The 21,394-nt window shown below is 60.0% G+C and carries 18 protein-coding genes; 11 read left to right on the top strand and 7 right to left on the bottom strand.

The genetic code is table 11. The features are described 5' to 3' along the window. Window positions 1-5 precede the first annotated feature (5 nt). Together JOE34_RS13560 and JOE34_RS13565 are read right to left on the bottom strand one after the other, a co-directional pair. Window positions 6-620 carry an NAD(P)H-dependent oxidoreductase gene (locus JOE34_RS13560; RefSeq protein ID WP_003342771.1) on the bottom strand — a complete coding sequence of 205 codons (615 nt, stop codon included), beginning with the start codon at window positions 618-620 and terminating at the stop codon, window positions 6-8. After that, the gene (locus JOE34_RS13565) at window positions 613-2,007 is read right to left on the bottom strand and encodes a class II fumarate hydratase (protein ID WP_003342769.1); all 1,395 of its coding nucleotides are present in this window, start codon (window positions 2,005-2,007) and stop codon (window positions 613-615) included. Before JOE34_RS13565 ends, JOE34_RS13560 begins: the two co-directional genes overlap by 8 nt. Window positions 2,008-2,176: 169 nt before the next feature. Between JOE34_RS13565 and JOE34_RS13570 the strand changes: the two genes are divergently transcribed. The 7 genes from JOE34_RS13570 to JOE34_RS13600 all read left to right on the top strand — a co-directional run bounded on the left by JOE34_RS13570 (window position 2,177) and on the right by JOE34_RS13600 (window position 9,994). Beyond that, entirely contained in the window at window positions 2,177-2,704 is a 528-nt protein-coding gene (locus tag JOE34_RS13570) for a DUF2059 domain-containing protein (protein ID WP_003314637.1), read from the top strand. 15 nt (window positions 2,705-2,719) lie between these two features. Next, window positions 2,720-3,013 (top strand): BolA family protein, encoded by a 294-nt coding sequence (locus JOE34_RS13575; protein ID WP_003314638.1) that lies wholly within the window; start codon window positions 2,720-2,722, stop codon window positions 3,011-3,013. A gap of 187 nt (window positions 3,014-3,200) precedes the next feature. Next, window positions 3,201-4,139, top strand: coding sequence for a rhodanese-related sulfurtransferase (locus tag JOE34_RS13580; RefSeq protein ID WP_003424746.1), 939 nt, complete (start codon window positions 3,201-3,203; stop codon window positions 4,137-4,139). 3 nt (window positions 4,140-4,142) lie between these two features. Continuing rightward, entirely contained in the window at window positions 4,143-4,775 is a 633-nt protein-coding gene (locus tag JOE34_RS13585; RefSeq protein WP_032661176.1) for a DsbA family protein, read from the top strand. After that, on the top strand, window positions 4,768-6,594 hold the full coding sequence (locus JOE34_RS13590; protein WP_004416781.1) for an ABC transporter ATP-binding protein: 1,827 nt from the start codon (window positions 4,768-4,770) through the stop codon (window positions 6,592-6,594). The genes JOE34_RS13585 and JOE34_RS13590 overlap by 8 nt, the downstream gene beginning before the upstream one ends. Before the next feature lie 123 nt (window positions 6,595-6,717). Further along, a complete protein-coding gene (locus JOE34_RS13595) occupies window positions 6,718-9,180 on the top strand; it encodes an EAL domain-containing protein (protein WP_044312333.1) in 2,463 nt (820 codons plus the stop codon). Between the two features lie 31 nt (window positions 9,181-9,211). After that, a complete protein-coding gene (locus JOE34_RS13600; protein ID WP_003314645.1) occupies window positions 9,212-9,994 on the top strand; it encodes an iron-containing redox enzyme family protein in 783 nt (260 codons plus the stop codon). Window positions 9,995-10,021: 27 nt separating this feature from the next. Here the strand turns inward: JOE34_RS13600 and JOE34_RS13605 are convergent, their stop codons facing one another. From JOE34_RS13605 to JOE34_RS13625, 5 genes are all read right to left on the bottom strand, one after another. Continuing rightward, on the bottom strand, window positions 10,022-10,948 hold the full coding sequence (locus tag JOE34_RS13605; protein ID WP_003424751.1) for a GGDEF domain-containing protein: 927 nt from the start codon (window positions 10,946-10,948) through the stop codon (window positions 10,022-10,024). A gap of 207 nt (window positions 10,949-11,155) precedes the next feature. After that, window positions 11,156-11,896, bottom strand: coding sequence for a YciK family oxidoreductase (locus JOE34_RS13610; protein ID WP_024648749.1), 741 nt, complete (start codon window positions 11,894-11,896; stop codon window positions 11,156-11,158). Between the two features lie 12 nt (window positions 11,897-11,908). Further along, window positions 11,909-12,580 carry an N-acetylmuramic acid 6-phosphate phosphatase MupP gene (mupP, locus tag JOE34_RS13615; RefSeq protein ID WP_057406730.1) on the bottom strand — a complete coding sequence of 224 codons (672 nt, stop codon included), beginning with the start codon at window positions 12,578-12,580 and terminating at the stop codon, window positions 11,909-11,911. Window positions 12,581-12,583: 3 nt separating this feature from the next. Continuing rightward, window positions 12,584-13,282 carry a bifunctional 2-polyprenyl-6-hydroxyphenol methylase/3-demethylubiquinol 3-O-methyltransferase UbiG gene (gene ubiG, locus JOE34_RS13620; RefSeq protein ID WP_209995960.1) on the bottom strand — a complete coding sequence of 233 codons (699 nt, stop codon included), beginning with the start codon at window positions 13,280-13,282 and terminating at the stop codon, window positions 12,584-12,586. A gap of 85 nt (window positions 13,283-13,367) precedes the next feature. Further along, window positions 13,368-14,699: a TRZ/ATZ family hydrolase gene (locus JOE34_RS13625; protein ID WP_209995962.1), complete on the bottom strand. Its 1,332-nt coding sequence runs from the start codon at window positions 14,697-14,699 to the stop codon at window positions 13,368-13,370. Between the two features lie 120 nt (window positions 14,700-14,819). Here JOE34_RS13625 and mtnA point away from each other — a divergent pair, with 120 nt between their 5' ends. The 4 genes from mtnA to pheA all read left to right on the top strand — a co-directional run bounded on the left by mtnA (window position 14,820) and on the right by pheA (window position 21,362). Then, on the top strand, window positions 14,820-15,896 hold the full coding sequence (gene mtnA / locus JOE34_RS13630) for an S-methyl-5-thioribose-1-phosphate isomerase (protein WP_004416794.1): 1,077 nt from the start codon (window positions 14,820-14,822) through the stop codon (window positions 15,894-15,896). A 304-nt stretch (window positions 15,897-16,200) separates the two neighbouring features. Further along, on the top strand, window positions 16,201-18,978 hold the full coding sequence (gene gyrA, locus JOE34_RS13635) for a DNA gyrase subunit A (protein ID WP_024661915.1): 2,778 nt from the start codon (window positions 16,201-16,203) through the stop codon (window positions 18,976-18,978). Between the two features lie 204 nt (window positions 18,979-19,182). Next, window positions 19,183-20,268, top strand: a complete 1,086-nt coding sequence (gene serC / locus JOE34_RS13640; RefSeq protein ID WP_003393775.1) for a 3-phosphoserine/phosphohydroxythreonine transaminase — start codon at window positions 19,183-19,185, stop codon at window positions 20,266-20,268. Further along, window positions 20,268-21,362 carry a prephenate dehydratase gene (pheA, locus tag JOE34_RS13645; protein WP_003314657.1) on the top strand — a complete coding sequence of 365 codons (1,095 nt, stop codon included), beginning with the start codon at window positions 20,268-20,270 and terminating at the stop codon, window positions 21,360-21,362. The genes serC and pheA overlap by 1 nt, the downstream gene beginning before the upstream one ends. Window positions 21,363-21,394 lie beyond the last annotated feature (32 nt).

Here is a 21,394-nt window from a genome sequence, read left to right on the forward strand (position 1 = left end):
GCAGATCAGCGTCTGCCCAGCCCCTGCGCCTGAATAATCCATTCCTGGCGCTGCTGTTCGCTGGCGCTGTGTACCGGAGCAAACTCGGTCAGGCGTTTGGTCTTGATCCCGCAAAAGCCGAGTATGGTCCGCACCATCTGGCGGTGCGCCGGCGCGCCGTAAATCCATTTAAAGTAGCGCGGCGGCGTGTCCATGGCGACCAGCAGTTCCGCCGTTCGGCCGCGAAGCAGTTCATTGGATGAGTGCTTGCGGCCATGCACCTTGAACGCAAACCCGGGTGTCAGTACCCGGTCGAAAAAGCCAGTCAGCAAGGCAGGCAAGCCGCCCCACCAAACCGGATAGACGAAGACCAGATGCTCGGCCCAGTGGATCTGACGCTGGGCTTCGAGCAGGTCGGGCTCAAGGGTCTGAGTCTGATCGTAGCCGTTGTGCAGAATCGGATCGAAGTCCAGTTCGCCCAGCTTGATGACCCGCACCACGTGCCCTTCGCCACGCGCGGTCTGCGCATAGGCGTCACCCAGGGCGTGACAGAAACTGATGGCCTTCGGCGTGCCGTAGACCATCAGGATTCGTTTGCCATTACCTTCCAGTGGCGTTGCGCCGCTTCTGGCATCAGCCATTACTGCCTGCCTCGAGCATTTTGTCCGGCCGCACCCAGGCGTCGAACTCTTCATCGGTCAGGTAACCCAGCGCCAATGCCGCCTCGCGCAAGGTCAGACCTTCGGTGTAGGCTTTCTTGGCAATCTGCGCCGACTTGTCATAGCCGATATGCGGATTGAGGGCGGTGACCAGCATCAGGCCGCGCTCCAGGTGCTCGGCCATTTTTTCGCCATCCGGCTCCATGCCCGCGATGCAGTGCTCGTTGAAATTGCTGCAGCCATCGGCCAGCAGGCGAATCGACTGCAGAACGTTATGAATGATCACCGGCTTGTACACGTTCAGTTGCAGGTGACCCTGACTGGCGGCAAAACCGATGGTCACGTCGTTGCCCATGACCTGGCAGGCCAGCATCGACAAGGCCTCGCACTGGGTCGGATTGACCTTGCCGGGCATGATCGAACTGCCTGGCTCATTGGCAGGCAGTCTGACTTCTGCCAGCCCGGCACGTGGGCCTGAGCCCAGCAGGCGCAGGTCGTTGGCGATTTTCATCAGCGTACCGGCCAGCGTCTTCAATGCGCCGGACAGCGCAGCAAGTGGCTCATGACCGGCCAGCGCGGCGAACTTGTTGGGGGCGGTGACGAATGGCAGGCCTGAGAGCGCGGCCAGTTCTGCGGCAATGGCCTCGGCAAACCCTTTGGGTGCATTGAGCCCGGTGCCGACTGCTGTACCGCCCTGAGCCAGCTCGTAGACGGCGGGCAGAGCGGCGCGAATGGCTTTTTCCGCGTAATCGAGTTGCGCGACAAATCCCGACAGCTCCTGGCCGAAGGTGATCGGCGTCGCATCCATCATGTGCGTGCGCCCGGTCTTGACCAGCTTCATGTGCCGCGCGGCCTGTTCGGCCAGACCGCTGGACAATTCGGCAATGGCGGGCAGCAGTTGCTCCTTGACCGCCTGGGCAGTGGCGATGTGCATGGCTGTCGGGAAGCAGTCGTTGGAGCTTTGCGAGCGATTGACATGATCGTTGGGATGGACTGGCGACTTGCCGCCACGACCTTGGCCAGCCAGCTCGTTGGCGCGGCCAGCGATCACCTCGTTGACGTTCATGTTGCTCTGCGTGCCACTGCCGGTCTGCCAGACCACCAGCGGAAATTGCGCGTCATGCTGACCGTCGAGCACTTCGTCGGCGGCCTGCTCGATCAGGCGGGCGATATCGGCAGGCAGATCGCCATTTCGGTCGTTGACCCGTGCGGCGGCTTTCTTGATCAGTGTCAGCGCGTGCAGGACGGGCAGCGGCATTCGCTGGTCGCCAATCGCAAAATTGATCAGTGAGCGTTGGGTCTGCGCGCCCCAGTAGGCATCTTCGGGGACTTCGATCGGGCCAATGCTGTCGGTTTCGGTGCGGCTCACTGGTCTTACTCCTTTAAGTACGTTGCAGGGTTAGGTGTCCATATGCCCACAGGGTTCCCGCGCAGTGCTTTTTAACCGCTGGGTGAACCGGGGGTTGAGCCAAAAGCCCAGATAAGCGCAGAATGGTCGGCCCTGGGGTAATGCCTCGTTTGCTAGATAAGGAAACTCGATGACCCGTCTTCGTGCCATTTGTACCGCGGTAGCCCTGGTCTGTGCCAGCGGCCAGGTTTTCGCCGACACCGCCAGTCACAACGCGAGCGCCGAAACGTTCCTGAAGCTTGCCAACGCCGATCGCCTGGGCGCTCCGGTCTACGCTCAGGTTCAGCAGATGTTCGCTCAGCGTTTTGCTGAAACCAAGGCACCTGCGTCGAAAAAAGCCCTGCTTGAAACTTATCAGGCCAAGGCCAATACCGCTCTGGACCAAGCCATTGGCTGGAACAAGCTCAAGCCTGAGATGGTCAAGCTCTACACCGCCAACTTCACCGAAAGCGAGCTGAAGGATCTGGTTGCGTTCTACCAGTCTCCACTGGGCAAGAAAGTGATGACCAAGATGCCTGAGCTGGCTCAGCAGTCGGCCCAGTTGACCCAGAGCAAGCTGGAAAGCGCTGTTCCGGTCGTCAACAAGCTGCTGGCTGACATGACTGCCGAACTGGAACCTGCCAAGGCAGCTGCTCCGGCTCCGGCCAAAAAGCCCTGACAGGCGATTTCCATCATGACCATGCAACAACGAATCGAGTCGGCGCTTGCGCTGCTGCAACCGCACCACCTGCAAGTGCTCGACGAGAGTCATATGCACAGTCGTGGTCAGCAGACCCATTACAAGGCTGTTCTGGTCAGTGATCAGTTTCAGGGCCTGAACTCGGTCAAGCGGCACCAGAAGGTTTACGCCACGCTGGGCCCGCTCATGGGCGAGTTTCATGCGCTGGCGCTGCACACGTACACGCCTGAAGAATGGTCGAAGATCGGTGCAGCGCCTGCTTCGCCGACCTGTGCCGGCGGGCATTGATCAGGGCTTTTTACTGATCCGGCCCCCTTGCCGGGGCGATTGACCCGCCGAGCTGCCTGCTGTACTCCGGTTTTTGCTAGAATCCGCACCGCGCCGCTTGGCCGGTGCGTTTTTTTGGTCCGCAATTTTTTACCCGGTAGGCCCTTTGCGAGGGTCGCCACTGGAGAGATACATGACTCAAGAGCCGATGACTCAGCCGATCGTCGTGGCTGCGCTGTACAAGTTCGTTACCCTCAGCGATTACGTGGAACTGCGCGAGCCGCTGTTGCAGGCGATGATCGACAACGGCATCAAGGGCACGCTGTTGATCGCCGACGAGGGCATCAACGGCACGGTGTCCGGCAGTCGCGAAGGCATCGATGGTCTGATGGCGTGGTTGAAGAACGACCCGCGCCTGGTTGACATCGACCACAAGGAATCCTACTGCGACGAGCAGCCGTTCTATCGCACCAAGGTCAAGCTCAAGAAAGAGATCGTGACCCTGGGCGTCGAAGGCGTCGACCCGAACAAGAGCGTCGGTACGTACGTAGAGGCCAAGGACTGGAACGACCTGATCAGCGATCCCGAAGTGCTGCTGATCGATACTCGCAACGATTACGAAGTCTCGATCGGCACCTTCGAGGGCGCCATCGATCCGAAAACCACGTCGTTTCGAGAGTTTCCGGAATACATCAAGGCGCATTTCGACCCGGCAGTACACAAGAAAGTCGCCATGTTCTGCACCGGTGGCATCCGCTGCGAAAAAGCGTCGAGTTACATGCTCGGCGAGGGCTTCGAAGAGGTCTATCACCTCAAGGGCGGCATTCTCAAGTATCTGGAAGAGGTCCCTGAGCAGGAAAGTCACTGGCGCGGCGAGTGTTTCGTGTTCGACAATCGGGTCACGGTGCGACACGACCTGACCGAAGGCGATTATGATCAGTGCCACGCCTGCCGCACGCCCATCAGTGCCGAGGACCGCGCCAGCGAGCATTACTCGCCGGGCGTCAGCTGCCCGCATTGCTGGGATTCGCTGAGCGAGAAGACGCGTCGCAGCGCCATCGACCGGCAAAAGCAGATCGAACTGGCCAAGGCACGTAACCAGCCTCATCCGATCGGTCGCAACTATCGTTTACCCTCCGAGGCCTGAGCCATGTCTGCCCGCCTGATCTATGTCATGGACCCGATGTGTTCCTGGTGCTGGGGCTTTGCCCCGGTTGCCGACGCGTTGGTGCAACAGGCTCGGGCGGCGGGCGTGCCGCTGCATCTGGTGATGGGCGGGCTGCGCTCCGAAGGTGCGGCGCTGGAGCCTGCCAAACGTCGTTACATTCTTGAACACTGGCAGGCGGTCGAAGAGGCCACCGGCCAGCCGTTTCGTCGCGAAGGTGCGCTGCCGGAAGGGTTTGTCTACGACACTACACCTGCCTGCCTGGCCGTTACTGCGGCACGGCAGTTGGACCCGGATCGCGCCTGGGAGCTGGTCGGACTGATTCAGCGGGCTTTCTATAGCGAAGCCCGTGACGTAACGCGTCCGTCATTGCTGGCTGAGCTCGCGGAGCAGACGGGGCTGTCGCGTCAGGCATTTGCCGATGAGTTTGAAAGTCCTCAGCGGCAAGCGGCGACCGCTGCCGATTTTGCCTGGGCACAGGATCTGGGCATTGCCGGCTTCCCGACCCTGCTGGCCGAGCGCAATGGTCAGCTGGCGCTGCTGACCAACGGTTATCAGCCACTGAGCAGCCTTTCGCCCTTGCTGGGTCGATGGCTGGAGCGTGCAGCCAGTGCATGATGAGGTGACTGAGGCTGCCCGACCGTCGCACGCCACGCGCAGCGATGCATTGAGCTGGGCCGAGATCCGTCGTCTCGCCTTGCGGCATAAAAAGTCCCTGTGGCTGGCCAACGGTGTCGCGGTGCTGGCCACACTGTGCAGTGTGCCTATCCCGTTGCTGCTGCCGTTGCTGGTCGACGAGGTGTTGCTGGGCCGTGGCGATGCTGCGCTCAAGGTCATGGATCACCTACTGCCTGGCAGTTGGCAAAAGGCGGCGGGCTACATTGGCCTGATGCTGTCGTTAACGCTGGTGCTGCGGGTCGGAGCGCTGGTGTTCAATGTGTTGCAGGCGCGGCTGTTCGCCGGGCTGGCCAAGGACATCGTCTATCGTATCCGGCTGCGGCTGATCGAGCGGCTCAAGCGCATTTCCCTGCGTGAATACGAAAGCCTGGGCAGCGGCACGGTGACCACGCACCTGGTCACCGATCTGGATACGCTGGACAAGTTCGTCGGTGAAACCCTCAGTCGTCTGCTGGTGGCCACGCTGACCCTGGCAGGCACCGCGGGCATTCTGATGTGGATGCACTGGAAGCTGGCACTGCTGATTATGCTGTTCAACCCGCTGGTCATCCTGCTCACGGTAAAACTGGGCAAGCGCGTCAAGCACCTCAAGAAGCTGGAGAACGACAGCACATCGCGGTTTACCCAGGCGCTGAGCGAGACGCTGGATGCGATTCAGGAAGTCAGGGCAGGGAACCGACAAGGCTTCTTTCTGGGGCGCCTGGGCGTGCGTGCGCAGGAAGTGCGTGACTACGCAATCAATTCACAATGGAAAAGCGACGCCTCGGGCCGTGCCAGCGGGCTGCTGTTCCAGTTCGGTATCGATATTTTTCGCGCCGCGGCAATGCTTACCGTGTTGTTCTCGGACCTGTCCATTGGGCAGATGCTCGCGGTGTTCAGCTACCTGTGGTTCATGATGACGCCGGTGGAGCAACTGCTGAACCTGCAATACGCCTATTACGCAGCCGGCGGAGCTCTGACGCGCATCAACGAGCTGCTGGCGCGTGCCGACGAGCCGCAATATGCCGGTGGCACCGACCCGTTCGAGGGCAAGGAAACAGTAGGGGTCGAAGTGCGTGGCCTGACTTTCGGCTATGGCGAAGACCTGGTGCTGGACCAGTTGAACCTGAACATCGCGCCGGGAGAAAAGGTCGCCATTGTCGGTGCCAGCGGCGGCGGCAAGAGCACCCTGGTGCAGTTGCTGCTCGGGCTCTATACGGCCCGTACCGGGGTGATCCGTTTTGGCGGCGTCAGCCAGCAGGATATCGGCCTGGAGACCGTGCGTGAGAACGTCGCCGTGGTGCTGCAGCATCCGGCCCTGTTCAATGACACCGTACGCGCCAACCTGACCATGGGCCGTGACTGCAGCGATGAAGACTGCTGGCGCGCGCTGGAGGTTGCGCAACTCGACCCTGCGATCCGCGATCTGCCACAAGGTCTGGACAGTGTTGTCGGACGCTCCGGGGTCAGAATGTCGGGTGGCCAGCGCCAGCGCATGGCCATCGCGCGCATGGTGCTGTCCGACCCCAAAGTGGTGATCCTCGATGAGGCCACCTCGGCGCTGGACGCTGCCACCGAGTACAACCTGCATCAGGCGCTCGCACGTTTTCTACGCAGCCGCACGACGCTGATCATTGCCCATCGCCTGTCGGCCGTGAAGCAGGCTGACCGGGTGCTGGTGTTCGATGGCGGGCGTATTGTTGAAGACGGTGACCATCAGCAGTTGATTGCCGATGGAGGTCTGTACGCCAAACTGTACGGACATTTGCAACAAATCTGATGTGCGAAGCCTCGATCAGCGCACAGGTTGGCTCGATTGCGGGAGAATCACCTGCCATCACGGGCGAATTTAGCCTAGTCTCTGCGCTAGACGTTTATTCAGGCATGTGGTGACGTGAAACCCATGAAGCAAGCATGGACCTTCTCCAAGCCCCGTCTGTTGGGCATCGTGTGGCCTTTCATTGCCGTCGCCCTGTTTCAGGCGTTGCTGGGGTGCGTCAGTCTCTACACCATGTCTGCGGTACGCAGCTATGTGGCGGGGGAGAGCCTCTGGTCCAAGGGGCAGAAGGACGCCATTCACTACCTGAGCCTGTACGCCAGCCGTCACGATGAGCGTGACTACCTCAAGTATCAAAAAGCCTTTTCCGTACCTCAGGGCGGCCAGGCGCTACGCAAAGCCCTTGATCAGCCCAACCCGTCGCTGGCCGATGCCAGAAGTGGAATCATTCAAGGCGGCAATCACCCGGATGATGTAAACGGCATCATCTGGATGTACATGAATTTCCATAGCTTCAGCTTCATGAAGCAGGTCATCCATTTCTGGGAAGTGGGTGACGGCTACCTCATGCAGCTCGACGAGCTTGCGCGGCATATTCATGAGCGGGTCGGGCAGGGCGCTGTGAGCGCCGCCGAGGTCGATCAATGGCGCGAGCAGATCAATGTGATCGATGAAGGCGTAACGCCTGCTGCGCGCGCTTTCAGTGATGCACTGGGCGAAGGCTCCAGGCTGATCCTCAACCTGTTGATAGCGGTCAACCTGGTCACCGCCGTGTTACTGATTCTCTTGGCGCTGCTGCGGGTGCGACGTCTGATCGTTCAGCGGCGTGTATTTGCCGATGCCCTGCAACTGGAGAAGGAGCGCGCACAGATCACGCTGGAGTCTATCGGCGACGGGGTGATCACCATCGATGTGGCCGGCGCCATTGTTTACATGAACCCTGCCGCAGAGGGCCTCACCCATTGGAAAAGTACTCAGGCCAGCGGGCTTCCTCTGGCTGCACTGTTCAATCTGCTGGATGAAAACGATCAGAAGGACCAGTCAACGCTGGTCGAGCAGATCATCACCGGCAAACTCAAGGGCGGCAGCGCCAACAGCAAGCTGATTCAGCGGCTTGATGGCAGCACGGTGTCGGTCGCGCTGGTGGGTACGCCGATCTACACCGAAGGCGTGATCAGTGGTGCGGTGCTGGTGCTGCATGACATGACCCAGGAGCAGCAGTACATCGCCGATCTGTCCTGGCAGGCTGCCCATGATCCGCTGACGGGGCTGGTCAACCGCAGTGAATTCGAACGCCGCTTGCAGCGAGTGCTCGATGAAGACTGCGGTCAGGGCCGCAGCCACTGCCTGATGTTTCTCGATCTGGATCAGTTCAAGCTGGTCAATGATACCGGTGGCCATGCGGCGGGTGATGAGCTATTGCGTCAGCTTTGCCGGGCCTTGCCGCAGGGTTTGCGTGACGGCGACACGCTGGCCCGGCTGGGAGGTGACGAATTCGGTGTGTTGTTGGTCGATTGTCCCGCCGAAACGGCGCTCGATATTGCCGAGGCGTTGCGCGAGGCGGTGCAGCGTCTGCATTTCATGTGGAAAGGCCGGCCATTCATGGCTACCGTCAGTATTGGCCTGGTGCACCTCGGCGACACGCCTGCGTCTCTGGAAGGATCATTGTCGGCCGCTGACATGGCTTGCTATATGGCCAAGGAAAGAGGTCGCAATCGGGTCCAGGCCTACAGTGTGGATGATCTGACGCTGTCGATGCGTTTTGGCGAGATGGCCTGGATACAGCGCCTGCATATGGCCATGGACGAGAATCGCTTTTGCCTTTATGCGCAGGAAATCGCTTCGATAAAGGGCGAGTCGGGTGAAGTACGACACATTGAAATCCTCCTGCGCCTGCGCGACGAGTCCGGGCGAATGGTCGTCCCGGACAATTTCATTCCGGCCGCCGAGCGCTACGGACTCATGACCACCCTGGATCGCTGGGTGGTACACAATGTGTTCAAAGTCATAGCTCAGTGCCAGAGTGATGATCGGCATCAGGTGCCACAGGCGCTATGTGCTATAAATTTGTCAGGATCGAGTATCGGAGATGATACGTTCCTCGAATACCTGAAACAGCAATTCGAGACGTTTGCCGTATCGCCCGGGATGATCTGCTTCGAGATCACCGAGACCAGTGCGATTGCCGACCTGCAAAGTGCGATCAGATTCATCAACGAGTTGAAGGGATTGGGCTGTCAGTTTTCCCTTGATGATTTCTGCTCGGGCATGTCGTCCTTTGCCTATCTCAAGCATTTGCCGGTGGATTTCCTGAAGATCGATGGCAGTTTTGTAAAGGACATGCTCGACAACCCGATCAACAAGGCGATGGTCGAGGTGATCAACAATATCGGTCATGTCATGGGCAAACGCACCATTGCGGAGTACGTTGAGACGCCGCAGATCGAAGCTGCGTTGCAGGAAATGGGCGTGGATTTTGCACAGGGCTATCTGATTTCCCGCCCTGAATTGTTCACTTGCGAGAGTCTTTATATTCAGCCCGTACGGCCTGACCCCCTGATGTTCGGCGCGCCAGGAACGCTACGTTAATCAGTTGAAACCCTCATAAGGAGATACCCCAGTGATCGACGCTTTCGAAAGAACCGGTCCGCTCATGGAAGCCAGCAGTTATCCGGCCTGGGCGCAGCATTTGATCAAGGATTGCAGCGCTGCAAAAGCGCGGGTGGTCGAGCACGAGTTGTACCAGCAAATGCGTGACGCGAAGTTGAGTCCGCAGATCATGCGGCACTACCTGATCGGCGGGTGGCCAGTCGTCGAGCAGTTTGCGGTGTACATGGCCAAGAATCTCACCAAGACCCGTTTTGGTCGTCACCCGGGTGAAGACATGGCGCGCCGCTGGCTGATGCGCAATATCCGTGTCGAACTCAATCATGCCGACTACTGGGTGAACTGGTGTGCGGCCCATGAAGTGACGCTTGAAGACTTGCACGATCAGCGGGTAGCGCCCGAGTTGCACGCGCTGAGCCACTGGTGCTGGCAGACCAGTTCGTCAGATTCGCTGGCCGTGGCGATGGCGGCTACCAACTACGCCATTGAGGGGGCGACCGGCGAATGGTCGGCCGTGGTCTGCTCCAGCGGTGTGTACGCCGAAGCCTTTCCTGAAGAGACACGCAAGAAAGCCATGAAGTGGCTCAAGATGCATGCACAGTACGACGACGCGCACCCTTGGGAGGCGCTCGAGATTATTTGTACGTTGGTGGGTAGCAAGCCGAGTGTGCAATTGCAGGCCGAGCTGCGTCAGGCCGTTACCAAAAGCTACGACTATATGTACCTGTTTCTTGAACGTTGCATGCAGATGGACAGGGTCAAGCCGCGAGGACGTGTTGCCGCGCTGGAGGCGTAAGGACGGGCGAGACGGCAGGAGAGAGTGCTAGCTTGCCATGGCGATACGATTGCGGCCTTCGCGCTTGGCGACGTACAGAGCATTGTCCGCACGACGCAGCAGGCTGTCGGCTGTTTCAGTCGGCAGCAGTGTCGAGCAACCCAGGCTGACAGTCATGGTCAATGCCGGGCTAAGCTCGCGAAACTCGAGATTTCGCACGGCCTGGCACAGACGCTGACCAATCAGTTCGGCAGAATCGGCGCCAGTGTTGGAAAGAATCACCACGAACTCTTCACCGCCATAGCGGAACACCCGGTCGATATTGCGCAGTTGTGCCTTAAGGCTCTGCGCGACGGTCTTCAGCACATCGTCACCGGTGTGATGACCGTATTCATCATTCACTTTCTTGAAGTGGTCGATATCCAGCATCAGCAGGGACAAGGGTTGCTTGTGGCGACGTGAAATCTCGATTTCACGGGCCAGGCTCTGATCCATGGCGATGCGATTGCCGGTGCTGGTCAGCGGGTCACGCAGGGCAGTCTGGGTAGCAATGCGGTACAGCAGCGCATTCAGCAACGGGTACACCAGGCACACCAGCAGGGATTCGAGGTCGCTCAGTTGCCGCGTATCGAATGGCCTGGAGCCCTGAAACTCCAGTTCGCCGATGCATTTGCCTTCGTGACGCAGATGAAAACTGGCGCTGTCGGATGACATCTCGCCCAGACGCAGGTGCAAGTCGCTTTCGATATGTCGATACATCAGACCGCTCAATGGCAGGAACCGTTGTACGCCTTGAAAGAACAGGGTCAGTATCCGCTCGGCTTCCAGACTGGTCTGCAATTGTCGCCCAAGCTGATAGATCAGCTCGGGCAGTGACGGGGGGGGAAGCACGGCGTCAGGTCGATTTCTAAAACCCAGGCGCTGCAGTTCAGCCGTATCGAAATCGATTGCATGGGTCTGGGTAGGAAAATTCATCTCTTCGCTCCTCAGCACATATTGCTGGCTTGGCTGGGTTAGAGGGGACGTGGTGCCATTCGGTTCATTTTTGGCCAGACTTATTAAAATCAGTGGTTTAGCTGACGCCATCTCTCTGACAGTGGCCCCGGATCGGCAATTCCTTGACTTAAAAAGCCGCTCGAAACAGCCTTTGTGACGGTTTTTCGTCACGACGGCCTTTTCCCTTCACTGGGCATTCAATGCCTGCCCGTTGATGCCTTTGCTGTCCGGCCCCATCAGGTACAGATAGACCGGCATGATCTCTTCAGGTGCCGGATTGTTCTGCGGGTTTTCATCCGGGTAGGCCTGCGCGCGCATGCCGGTACGGGTCGCGCCGGGGTTGATGCTGTTGGCGCGGACAGTGCTGACGCCTTCCAGCTCGTCAGCGAGGGTTTGCATCAGACCTTCGGTGGCAAACTTCGATACGCCGTAAGCGCCCCATTGTGCGCGCCCTTTGCGGCCCACGCTGCTGGAGGTGAAAGCTATCGATGCATCCTCCGAACGCTGAAGCAGCGGCAGCAGTGCCTGGGTGAGCATGAAGGTGGCGTTGACGTTGACGTGCATGACCTCCATGAAGTCTTCGCCGGGCAGGTGCTCCACTGAGGTACGCGGGCCGATGATCGAGGCGTTGTGCAGCAGCCCGTCAAGACGGCCGACTGTGCGCTCGATCATGGTCGCCAGCGCTTGATACTGCGCAGGGTCGGCGCTTTGCAGATCGAAGGGTATGACCAACGGCTGCGGCTGGCCTGCTGCATTTATCTCGTCATGGACCTGCGCCAGGCTGGCTTCGGTCCTGCCCAGCAGCAGGACGGTGGCGCCATGCGCTGCGTAGGCTTTGGCGGCTGCGGCACCGATGCCGCGAGCGGCGCCAGTGACCAGAATGATCCGGCCCTTGAGCAGTTCCGGGTGCGCGGAGTAATCAAACATGTAAAGCCTCGTTTAGCAGCTGCACAGTGCGTTATCCAGCACCTTGCGCAATTCCAGCGGATGATCGACCACCACGTCGGCGCCCCAGTGATCCGGGTTGTCGTCGGGGTGGATATAGCCGTAGCGCACGGCGGCGGTCTTTGTGCCGGCGTCGCGCCCGGACTCAATGTCGCGCAGGTCATCGCCTACGAACAGAACGCTGGCCGGGTCCAGGTCAAGCATCCGGCAGGCCAGAATCATTGGTTCCGGGTGTGGCTTGCTGTGTGTGACATGGTCAGGGCAGATCAGCAGCGCCGAGCGTTCCGACAGGCCGAGCTGCTCCATGATGTGTTGGGCAAAGCGCACCGGTTTGTTGGTCACCACACCCCAGATCAGCCCCGCCTTTTCGATGTCGGCCAGCAGTTCGTCCATGCCGTCGAACAGTTTGCTGTGGACGGCGCATTCACGCTGATAGCGTTCCAGAAACTCCAGGCGCAATGCCTCGAATTGTGGATCTTCGGGTGACATCGCAAAGCTGGCCGCGACCATGGCTCTGGCACCGCCGGAAACTTCGTCGCGGATCAGTTTGTCCGGCACCGCAGGCAGGTTACGATCGGCAAGCATTGCCTGGGCGATGGCGATGAAGTCCGGTGCGGTGTCGAGCAGGGTGCCGTCCATGTCGAATAAAACCGCTCTCAGGCGCATCAATCATGCCTCCCACAGGGTCTGGATCATGTAGTTGACGCCGACATCGGAGGTCAACTTGTAATGCTTGGTCAGCGGGTTGTAGGTCAGGCCGATGACGTCCTTGACCTGCAGACCGGCGTCACGGCTCCAGGCGCCCAGCTCGGAAGGGCGGATGAATTTCTTGAAGTCGTGAGTGCCGCGTGGCAGCAGGTTGAGGATGTATTCGGCGCCGACCACGGCGAACAGATAGGCTTTCGGGTTGCGGTTGATGGTCGAGAAGAACACCTGGCCGCCAGGCTTGACCATGCGGTAGCAGGCGCGGATCACCGAGGAGGGGTCCGGCACGTGCTCGAGCATTTCCAGGCAGGTCACTACATCGTATTGCTCGGGCATTTCTTCGGCCATGTCCTCGGCGGTGATCTGTCGATACTCGACGCTGACACCCGATTCGAGCTGATGCAGCTGCGCAACTGCCAGCGGCGCTTCGCCCATGTCGATGCCGGTCACCGTGGCGCCGCGCAAAGCCATCGCCTCGCTGAGAATGCCGCCGCCGCAGCCGACGTCCAGCACCTTCTTGCCCGCCAGGCCGACACGCTCGTCGATCCAGTTGACGCGCAGCGGGTTGATGTCATGCAGCGGCTTGAATTCGCTTTCGCGGTCCCACCAGCGATGGGCCAGGGCCTCGAATTTGGCGATTTCTGCGCGGTCGACGTTGCTCATGGGTGTCCCTCTTGAACTCAAAATTCTTTTTCATCAGTCAGGGTTATAGATAAGCCTGACTGGCATGTGTTCGGTCCGAATCGAATTATTCGGTTTTACCGGAAATACGCTGGCCCCACGCGATCGCGGTGTCGCGCAAAGCGTGTTCATCCATGCGGGTCAGCTGGCGAGCGTCGAGCAATTGCTTGCCGGCCACCCAGACATGACTCACGCAATCGCGGCCAGTGGCATATATAAGCTGCGATACCGGATCGTAGATCGGTTGCTGGGCCAGGCCCGACAGGTCGAAAGCGACCATGTCCGCCGCCTTGCCGATCTCCAGGGAGCCGGTCTCGGCCTGAATACCCAGGGCGCGAGCGCCATTCAGCGTTGCCATGCGCAGCGCGCGGTGTGCATCCAGCGCCGTAGCCGAGCCAGCAACAGCCTTGGCCAGCAAGGCGGCTGTGCGGGTTTCGCCGAGCAGGTCCAGGTCATTGTTGCTGGCGGCACCGTCGGTGCCCACCGCAACGTTCACACCGGCCTGCCACAGTCGTTCAACCGGGCAGAAACCGCTGGCCAGCTTGAGATTGGATTCCGGGCAATGAATGACGTTGGTATTGCTTTCCACCAGCAGGGCCAGATCGTCGTCGCTGATCTGGGTCATGTGCACGGCCTGGAAGCGCGGCCCGAGCATGCCCAACCGGTTGAGGCGGGCGAGGGGGCGTTCCTGGCGCTGTTCGACAGCCTGCTCGACTTCAAATGCGGTCTCGTGGACGTGCATCTGGATCGTGGCGTCCAGCTCGTCGGCGATTACCCGGACCTTCTCCAGGTTCTCATCGCTCACGGTATAGGGCGCATGCGGGCCGAAGGCGATCTTGATGCGTGGATGATGGGCGAGATCGTTGAACAGTTCGATGCCGTTGTGCAGGGCTTCAGCCGTGGTATGGGCACCTGGAATCGGAAAATCCAGCACCGGGACGGTGATCTGCGCACGCATGCCGCTGGCGTGGACGCGTTCGGCGGCCACCTTGGGGTAGAAATACATGTCGGAGAAACAGGTGATGCCGCCCTTGAGCTGCTCGGCGATGGCCAGGTCTGTGCCGTCACGCACGAAGTCTTCATCGACCCACTTGCCTTCGGCAGGCCAGATATGGTCCTGCAGCCAGGTCATCAGTGGCAGGTCATCGGCCAGCCCGCGAAACAGGGTCATCGCCGCATGGCCGTGGGCGTTGATCAGGCCGGGGCTGAGCAGCATGCCGGGCAGTTCCTGCACCTGCACGGCGTTTTGCCGCAGCGCTTCGGCACGTGGACCGATATAGACGATACAGCCATCGCGAATGCCGATGCCGTGGTCCTTGAGCACGACGCCTGCGGGCTCGACCGGCACCAGCCAGGCGGGCAGGAGCAAAAGGTCGAGCGGTGCTGTAGCGTTCGGCATGAGAAGGTTTCCATCGTTTATTACGTTGATGACGAAGTATACCCGAGCGTCTTCGCAGGCGGCTCGCTATAATCAGCGGCTTTTGATGCTGGGTTTCGGATGTTCAAGATGGAGTTGGCGATGCGCGATCGAATGTTGGCTGCAGAGAAAGTTAAGGCCATCGATTGGCGAGACGACGCTCTGTACCTGCTGGACCAGCGGGTACTGCCGTTCGAGGAAGTCTGGCACCGCTATACCACCGCCGAGGGAGTCGCCGAAGCGATTCGTACGATGGTCGTGCGCGGCGCGCCGGCTATCGGCATCAGTGCTGCCTATGGTGCGGTGCTGGCCGCACGTGCGCGTATCGCGCAAGGTGCAGACTGGTATCCGGCGCTGGAAGAGGACTTGCAGTTGCTGGCCGATTCGCGCCCGACGGCAGTGAACCTGTTCTGGGCGCTGAACCGGATGCGTGATCGTCTTATGCGCGTCAAGCACGGCGATGACCCGCTGGCGGCCCTCGAGGCCGAAGCCGTGGCGATTCACCTGAGCGACCGCGAGGCCAATCTGACCATGGCGCAGCTGGGCGCCGACCTGATCCGCAAGCACCAGGGTAATCTGCAGACGGTGCTCACCCACTGCAATACCGGGGCGCTGGCCACTGGCGGCTTCGGCACGGCGCTGGGCGTGATTCGTGCGGCGCATCTGGAAGGCATGATCGAGCGGGTCTACGCCGACGAAACCCGGCCCTGGCTGCAGGGTTCGCGGCTTACCGCCTGGGAGCTGGCCAACGAGGGCATCCCGGTGACCCTGAACGCAGATTCCGCCGCCGCGCACCTGATGCGCACCAAGGGCATCACCTGGGTCATCGTCGGTGCTGACCGCATCACCGCCAACGGCGACGTGGCGAACAAGATCGGCACCTATCAGCTTGCTGTCGCCGCCATGCACCATGGGGTGCGCTTCATGGTGGTCGCACCGAGCTCGACCATCGACATGGACATGGCCAGTGGTGACGACATCATCATTGAAGAGCGCGACGGCCGTGAACTGCTCGAAGTGGGCGGCCAGCGAGTCGGCGCCGAGGTCGAGGCTTTCAACCCGGTGTTCGATGTGACGCCGGCAGACCTGATCGACGCCATCGTGACCGAAAAGGGCATTGTCGAACGTCCCGATACCGCGCGCATGGCTCAATTGATGAGCCGTAAACACCTTCACTGAGGCAGACAGGCCTGACCCGTCGCCGTTGTGCAATGCGGCTGGGCGGGCCTGTAAGCGTTTCTCAGGCGTGTTATGTGTCTGCGGCTCGCTTTCAGCGCCTGCAAAGGATGTGAGCGCCTCGGCGATTGTGGTAATATCCGGCGGTTATCGGGGACACTGATTGTAGTCGCCCACGCTGCGTAGATTCATGGCATAACTCGTTGATTTGTCGTAAGTCGCTGCCCTGCATATGCTGGCAGCGGCGAGCTTCGTATACCCCGAATGGGTTTGCGAGGTTTCACCAGAAAAAGGAATCAGGCTTCTCATGGGCGAACTGGCCAAAGAAATCCTCCCGGTCAATATCGAAGACGAGCTGAAGCAGTCCTACCTCGACTACGCAATGAGCGTAATCGTCGGTCGCGCACTGCCCGATGCACGCGATGGCTTGAAGCCCGTGCACAGGCGCGTGCTGTTCGCAATGAGCGAGCTGGGTAACGACTGGAACAAGCCGTACAAGAAATCCGCCCGTGTGGTTGGTGACGTGATCGGTAAGTATCACCCGCACGGCGACACCGCCGTGTACGACACCATCGTTCGTATGGCTCAGCCATTCTCGCTGCGCTACCTGCTGGTAGACGGTCAGGGCAACTTCGGTTCGGTCGACGGCGACAACGCCGCCGCCATGCGATACACCGAAGTGCGCATGACCAAGCTGGCGCACGAGCTGCTGGCCGACCTGCACAAGGAGACCGTGGACTGGGTGCCGAACTACGACGGCACCGAGATGATCCCGGCGGTCATGCCGACCCGTATTCCCAACCTGCTGGTCAACGGTTCCAGCGGTATCGCCGTGGGCATGGCGACCAACATCCCGCCGCACAACCTCGGTGAAGTCATCGACGGTTGCCTGGCGCTGATCGACAACCCCGAGTTGACGGTCGACGAGTTGATGCAATACATCCCCGGTCCGGATTTCCCGACTGCGGCGATCATCAACGGTCGCGCCGGCATCATCGAAGCCTATCGCACGGGCCGTGGACGCATTTACATGCGTGCCCGCTCCATCGTCGAAGACATCGACAAGGTGGGCGGTCGCCAGCAGATCGTTATCACCGAGCTGCCTTACCAGTTGAACAAGGCGCGTCTGATCGAGAAGATCGCCGAGCTGGTCAAGGAAAAGAAACTCGAAGGCATCACCGAACTGCGCGACGAGTCCGACAAGGATGGTATGCGCGTGGTCATCGAGCTGCGTCGTGGCGAAGTGCCTGAGGTTATCCTCAACAACCTCTATGCCCAGACCCAGCTGCAAAGCGTTTTCGGTATCAACATCGTCGCCCTGATCGACGGTCGTCCGCGCATCCTGAACCTCAAGGATCTGCTGGAAGCCTTCGTTCGTCATCGCCGCGAAGTGGTGACCCGTCGTACCGTGTTCGAACTGCGCAAGGCGCGCGAGCGTGGCCACATCCTTGAAGGTCAGGCCGTTGCGCTGTCCAATATTGACCCGGTCATCGCCCTCATCAAGGCCTCTCCGACACCTGCCGAAGCCAAGGAAGCGTTGATCAAGACGCCTTGGGAATCGAGCGCAGTGGTCGAGATGGTCGAGCGTGCCGGTGCCGATTCGTGCCGCCCCGAGAACCTCGATCCGCAATACGGTCTGCGTGAAGGCAAGTATTTCCTGTCGCCGGAACAGGCTCAGGCCATTCTGGAACTGCGTCTGCACCGCCTGACCGGTCTCGAGCACGAGAAGCTGCTGGGCGAGTACCAGGAAATTCTCAACCAGATCGGCGAGCTGATCCGCATCCTGAACAGCGCAACGCGCCTGATGGAAGTGATCCGCGAAGAGCTGGAACTGATCCGCTCCGAATACGGCGATGCCCGTCGCACCGAAATTCTCGATGCACGTCTGGACCTGACGCTGGGTGACCTGATCACCGAAGAAGAGCGTGTTGTCACCATTTCCCACGGCGGCTATGCCAAGACTCAGCCATTGGCGGTCTATCAGGCTCAACGTCGTGGCGGCAAGGGCAAGTCGGCCACCGGCATCAAGGATGAGGATTACATTGCTCACCTGCTGGTTGCCAACAGCCACACCACGCTGCTGATGTTCTCCAGCAAGGGCAAGGTCTACTGGCTCAAGACCTACGAGATTCCGGAAGCGTCCCGCGCTGCCCGTGGTCGTCCGCTGGTCAACCTGTTGCCGTTGAGCGACGGGGAATACATCACCACCATGCTGCCGGTCGACCTTGAAGCCATGCGCAAGCGTGCCGATGAGGAAGGCGAGGCCCTGGAAGGCGAGCTGGACGACGCGGAAAACAGCAGCGAGACCGAAGAAGAGCGCAAGGCCCGTATCAAGGCGGCCGACAAGAAGAAGGCTCCGTTCATCTTCATGTCCACCGCCAACGGTACTGTCAAGAAGACCCCGCTGGTTGCATTCAGCCGTCAGCGCAGCTCGGGCCTCATCGCCCTTGAACTGGACGAGGGCGACATCCTGATCTCCGCAGCCATTACCGATGGCGAGCAGGAAATCATGCTGTTCTCCGACGGCGGCAAGGTGACCCGCTTCAAGGAATCCGACGTGCGCGCCATGGGCCGTACAGCCCGCGGCGTTCGTGGTATGCGTCTGCCAGAAGGTCAAAAGCTGATTTCGATGTTGATCCCGGAAGAAGGCAGCCAGATTCTGACCGCTTCCGAGCGCGGCTACGGCAAGCGTACGGCGATCTCCGAGTTCCCCGAGTACAAGCGTGGCGGTCAGGGCGTCATCGCCATGGTCAGCAACGAGCGTAACGGCCGTCTGGTCGGCGCGGTTCAGGTGCTCGATGGCGAAGAAATCATGCTGATTTCCGATCAGGGCACGCTGGTTCGTACCCGTGTCGGTGAAGTTTCCAGTCTGGGTCGTAACACCCAGGGCGTTACCTTGATCAAGCTGGCCAGCGACGAGAAACTGGTCGGTCTGGAGCGTGTTCAGGAGCCGTCGGAAGTCGAAGGCGAAGAGCTTGAGGGTGAGCTTGTCGACGGCGTGATCGTCGATGCTGCTGAAGTGGACGATGCCGGTGAAGGCCTGCAGGCGGATGCTGCGTCAGACGAAGACGAACCACAGAACTAAGCGGTAACGTAAATCAGGTAAGGGCTGGCTCGTCTGTGCATGCATCTGCATTCCAGGCAAGTCCAGCCCTTGCGGCATTTGGCCAGCCCGGCGGCCGGATCAAGATTCCCGCAAGGAGCTGCCAGTCGCTGCGGCGTCTGTCTGCTCGTGGCAAGTAACCAGAAACAAGCGCGTACAGACCCAACGTATTTGACGAGAGTGGATATGAGCAAGCGAGCCTTTAACTTCTGCGCAGGTCCTGCTGCGCTTCCTGAAGCTGTTCTGCTGCGTGCCCAGGCGGAGCTCCTCGACTGGCATGGCAAAGGCCTTTCCGTCATGGAAATGAGCCACCGCAGTGATGAGTTCGTCTCCATTGCCACCAAGGCCGAGCAGGATCTGCGTGACCTGCTGTCCATTCCTTCGAATTACAAAGTGTTGTTCCTGCAAGGCGGTGCCAGCCAGCAGTTCGCCCAGATCGCGCTGAACCTGCTGCCTGAAAATGGCAAGGCCGATTACATCGACACCGGCATCTGGTCGCAGAAGGCTATCGACGAGGCTTCGCGCTACGGCGCAATCAACGTCGCGGCCAGTGCCAAGGCCTACGATTACTTTGCCATTCCCGGCCAGAACGAGTGGAAGCTGTCCAAGGACGCGGCTTACGTCCACTACGCGCCAAACGAAACCATTGGCGGCCTGGAATTCAACTGGATTCCGGAAACCGGCGACGTGCCCCTGGTCGCCGACATGTCTTCGGACATCCTCTCGCGTCCGCTCGATATCTCGCGTTTCGGCATGATCTACGCCGGCGCCCAGAAGAACATCGGCCCCAGCGGCATCGTGGTGGTGATCATTCGCGAAGACTTGCTGGGTCGTGCGCGCTCGCTGTGCCCGACCATGCTCGACTACAAAGTCGCGGCCGACAATGGTTCGATGTACAACACGCCGCCGACCCTGGCCTGGTACCTGTCCGGGCTGGTCTTCGAATGGCTGAAAGAGCAGGGCGGTGTCGAAGCGATCGGCAAGCGCAACGAAATCAAGCAGCGCACGCTGTATGACTTCATCGACGCCAGCGAGCTGTATAGCAACCCGATCAACAAGCCTGATCGTTCGTGGATGAACGTCCCGTTCCGCCTGGCTGACGATCGTCTCGACAAGCCGTTCCTGGCCGGTGCCGATGCAAACGGCCTGCTTAACCTCAAGGGCCATCGCTCGGTGGGAGGCATGCGTGCATCCATCTACAACGCAATCGATATCAACGCTATCAACGCGCTGGTGGCCTACATGAAAGACTTCGAGAAGGAGCACGGCTGATGTCCGAGCAAGAACTCAAGGCGCTTCGCGTCCGTATCGACAGCCTCGATGAAAAGGTTTTGGAACTGATCAGCGAGCGTGCCCGCTGTGCCCAGGAGGTGGCCAGGGTCAAGATGTCCTCGCTGGCTGAAGGCGAGGTGCCGGTGTTCTATCGGCCGGAGCGCGAAGCTGCGGTGCTCAGGCGAGTCATGGAGCGTAATCGCGGGCCGTTGAGCAACGAAGAAATGGCGCGTCTGTTCCGCGAAATCATGTCTTCCTGCCTCGCGCTGGAACAGCCGCTCAAGGTCGCCTATCTTGGCCCTGAGGGGACGTTTACCCAGGCCGCCGCGATGAAGCATTTCGGGCACGCCGTCATCAGTCTGCCGATGGCGGCAATTGACGAAGTGTTCCGCGAAGTGGTCGCCGGTGCCGTGAATTTCGGCGTGGTTCCGGTGGAAAATTCCACCGAAGGCGCGGTCAATCACACCCTCGACAGCTTTCTTGAGCACGACATGGTGATCTGCGGCGAAGTCGAACTGCGCATTCACCACCATCTGCTGGTGGGCGAAAGCACCAAGACGGAAAGCATCACGCGCATTTATTCCCATGCCCAGTCGCTGGCTCAGTGCCGTAAATGGCTGGATGCCCATTACCCGAATGTCGAGCGCGTCGCCGTTGCCAGCAACGCCGAAGCTGCCAAACGGGTAAAGGGCGAGTGGAACTCGGCGGCCATCGCCGGCGATATGGCGGCAGGTCTGTATGGCCTGACCCGTCTGGCGGAAAAGATCGAAGATCGTCCGGACAATTCCACGCGTTTTCTCATTATCGGCAATCAGGAAGTCCCGCCGACCGGCGATGACAAGACCTCAATCATTGTGTCGATGAGCAACAAGCCGGGCGCGCTGCACGAGCTGCTGGTGCCGTTTCACGAGAATGGCCTGGACCTGACGCGTATCGAGACCCGTCCTTCGCGCAGTGGCAAGTGGACCTACGTGTTCTTCATCGACTTCGTCGGCCATCACAAGGATCCGCTGGTCAAGGCCGTGCTGGAGCGAATCAGCAGCGAAGCCGTCGCCTTGAAGGTGCTGGGTTCCTACCCGAAAGCGGTGCTCTGAGGGTGTGGTCCATGATTCGTTTGTTTTTTACC

The sequence above is a fragment of the Pseudomonas sp. PvP028 genome (assembly GCF_017832255.1).
Taxonomy (GTDB): domain Bacteria; phylum Pseudomonadota; class Gammaproteobacteria; order Pseudomonadales; family Pseudomonadaceae; genus Aquipseudomonas; species Aquipseudomonas syringae.

Coding starts and splice junctions, on each gene's coding strand:
- JOE34_RS13560 (WP_003342771.1), bottom strand. CDS start 620: ATGGCTGATGCCAGAAGCGGCGCAACGCCACTGGAAGGTAATGGCAAA.
- JOE34_RS13570 (WP_003314637.1), top strand. CDS start 2,177: ATGACCCGTCTTCGTGCCATTTGTACCGCGGTAGCCCTGGTCTGTGCC.
- JOE34_RS13575 (WP_003314638.1), top strand. CDS start 2,720: ATGACCATGCAACAACGAATCGAGTCGGCGCTTGCGCTGCTGCAACCG.
- JOE34_RS13580 (WP_003424746.1), top strand. CDS start 3,201: ATGACTCAGCCGATCGTCGTGGCTGCGCTGTACAAGTTCGTTACCCTC.
- JOE34_RS13585 (WP_032661176.1), top strand. CDS start 4,143: ATGTCTGCCCGCCTGATCTATGTCATGGACCCGATGTGTTCCTGGTGC.
- JOE34_RS13595 (WP_044312333.1), top strand. CDS start 6,718: ATGAAGCAAGCATGGACCTTCTCCAAGCCCCGTCTGTTGGGCATCGTG.
- JOE34_RS13605 (WP_003424751.1), bottom strand. CDS start 10,948: ATGAATTTTCCTACCCAGACCCATGCAATCGATTTCGATACGGCTGAA.
- JOE34_RS13610 (WP_024648749.1), bottom strand. CDS start 11,896: ATGTTTGATTACTCCGCGCACCCGGAACTGCTCAAGGGCCGGATCATT.
- mupP (WP_057406730.1), bottom strand. CDS start 12,580: ATGCGCCTGAGAGCGGTTTTATTCGACATGGACGGCACCCTGCTCGAC.
- ubiG (WP_209995960.1), bottom strand. CDS start 13,282: ATGAGCAACGTCGACCGCGCAGAAATCGCCAAATTCGAGGCCCTGGCC.
- JOE34_RS13625 (WP_209995962.1), bottom strand. CDS start 14,699: ATGCCGAACGCTACAGCACCGCTCGACCTTTTGCTCCTGCCCGCCTGG.
- mtnA (WP_004416794.1), top strand. CDS start 14,820: ATGCGCGATCGAATGTTGGCTGCAGAGAAAGTTAAGGCCATCGATTGG.
- gyrA (WP_024661915.1), top strand. CDS start 16,201: ATGGGCGAACTGGCCAAAGAAATCCTCCCGGTCAATATCGAAGACGAG.
- serC (WP_003393775.1), top strand. CDS start 19,183: ATGAGCAAGCGAGCCTTTAACTTCTGCGCAGGTCCTGCTGCGCTTCCT.
- pheA (WP_003314657.1), top strand. CDS start 20,268: ATGTCCGAGCAAGAACTCAAGGCGCTTCGCGTCCGTATCGACAGCCTC.